Source organism: Aestuariivirga sp. (assembly GCF_037139295.1).
GTDB lineage: Bacteria > Pseudomonadota > Alphaproteobacteria > Rhizobiales > Aestuariivirgaceae > Aestuariivirga.
In genome coordinates this window covers 1-1,788 of sequence record NZ_JBAXGR010000290.1, presented here as the reverse complement: position 1 = coordinate 1,788, position 1,788 = coordinate 1, and the positions used below count along the sequence as shown (strand labels likewise).

At 62.2% G+C, this 1,788-nt stretch carries 2 protein-coding genes; one reads left to right on the top strand and one right to left on the bottom strand.

Annotation, left to right across the window (positions count from 1 at the left end; genetic code table 11):
- The first annotated feature begins 403 nt into the window (after positions 1–403).
- Positions 404–1,435, top strand: coding sequence for a histone deacetylase family protein (locus WCJ41_RS22015; RefSeq protein WP_336907971.1), 1,032 nt, complete (start codon positions 404–406; stop codon positions 1,433–1,435).
- 16 nt (positions 1,436–1,451) lie between these two features.
- Here WCJ41_RS22015 and WCJ41_RS22010 read toward each other — a convergent pair.
- A partial coding sequence (locus tag WCJ41_RS22010; protein ID WP_336907970.1) for a hypothetical protein occupies positions 1,452–1,788 on the bottom strand: 337 nt, incomplete at its 5' end.

The following is a 1,788-nucleotide window of genomic DNA, read 5'->3' as shown; positions in this document are numbered from 1 at the left end:
GTATTGGCGAACTCGTTAACGTCCTGAGATCAGCACGGATTGCCGCTCTATCGCGATAATTGCCTCATCGGTCGTTGGGATGCAAGGGGACGCGCCCGTGACTCGGTTCAAAGTGACGCGATTGACTATTACGTGCCTCAAGTACGACCATCGAGCGTTCCGATTGGTAACCCAATTCCGCCAGCAGGTCTCAAGTGTCGGTATTTCTGCCGGTAAACTGCTTTGAATGCTCTTCCTAAGTGGCCATTTATTCGATCTCCTTCAAACCAATTCGGGTCTCTACGAGGGCGTCAGACGAATGTGGCGGCTGCCGCCGAGTAGGCCTGCGTGGACAATCGGGTTGCGGGGCAGCTATACTGATTTTGCGTGTTCCGTACTGGACCTGCAGGCTCGATGAGGATTGATGCGCGTCTTTCATTCAAACGATCATCGCGGACACGCCGGCGCCAAGGAGATGCGCTATGATCAACTAATTCCCATGTGCGAGAGCCCGGATCGCATTGACACGATCCTCGCGGCCCTCGGGGACCAGGGGCACCGCGATATCGTGGAGGCGGCGCGTTTCGATATCGCGCCGGTGCTGCGTGTGCACACGCCTGGCTTCGTCGACTTCCTCGAACGCTGCTGGCCGCTGTGGGAATCGGAGTTCGGGCCCGGCGGCTTCGCCACGGCCTACATGTTCGGCATGCGCGGCATGGACCAGGCGCCCAATGCCTCCGTCCACTCGATGCTCTCCTGCTACACCTTCGATGTCTGCGTGCCCTTCGTGGCCGGAACCTGGACGGCGATCCGCTCCGCAGTGGACGCTACGCTGTCTGCGGCCGCGCATGTGGCGGCAGGGAACGGTGCGGCCTTTGCGCTGTGTCGGCCGCCCGGCCATCATGCCTCGTCCGACCTCGCGGGTGGCTACTGCTATGTGAACAACGCCGCGGTGGCGGCTCAGAGGCTGCTCGACGGCGGGGCCTCACGCATTGCCATCCTCGATGTCGACTATCATCACGGCAATGGCACGCAGAGCATCTTCTATGAGCGCAGCGACGTGCTCTATGCCTCAATCCACGCAACGCCGGAGCGTGAATATCCCTTTCTGCTGGGCTATCGCCACGAGACCGGGCGCGGTCGGGGCGAGGGCTTCAACTTCAACCAGCCGCTGCCACTCGGCACAAGGCTCGAGAGCTACCGCCCGGCGCTCGCCGCCGCGCTTCAGCGGGTGCGCGCGCATGAGCCGGACGTGCTCATCGTGTCGCTCGGCGTTGATACCTATGCCAAGGACCCTGTCGGGGGCTTCGCGCTCGAGACGCCCGACTTCGTGAGGATCGGGGCGGACATAGCAGCGCTAAACCTACCCACGCTCTTCGTCATGGAGGGGGGCTATGCCATCGCCGAGCTGGGCGTGAACACGGCCAACGTTATTACCGGCTTCGCCGGGGGCTGAATGGCGTGGGAGCGCTTCAGCCCCCCGTCGTCACCGCGATCACCTTCTTCATGCGCGCATCGAGCGCATCCCAGTTGGCGCCGAAGATGGCCCAGCCCTGCAGGCTGAACAGATTGAACATTCGCGCCAAGTCCGCGTTCGACTTCGGATAGTTCACCCAATGCGCTGGCGCCGTGAGGTCCGAGCGCGACATGAAGTCGGTCGACACGTCAAGGAACCGCTGCTGGGTGTCCTTCTCTAGGAGATAGGACTGAAACAGGTCGGCGAGGTCAGAGTGCTTCGTGCCGCGCACCTTCATGAACCAGTTGGTGTAGGAGGCCGTGCCCTCAGCCGGGATGGCGGCGGAAAACTCC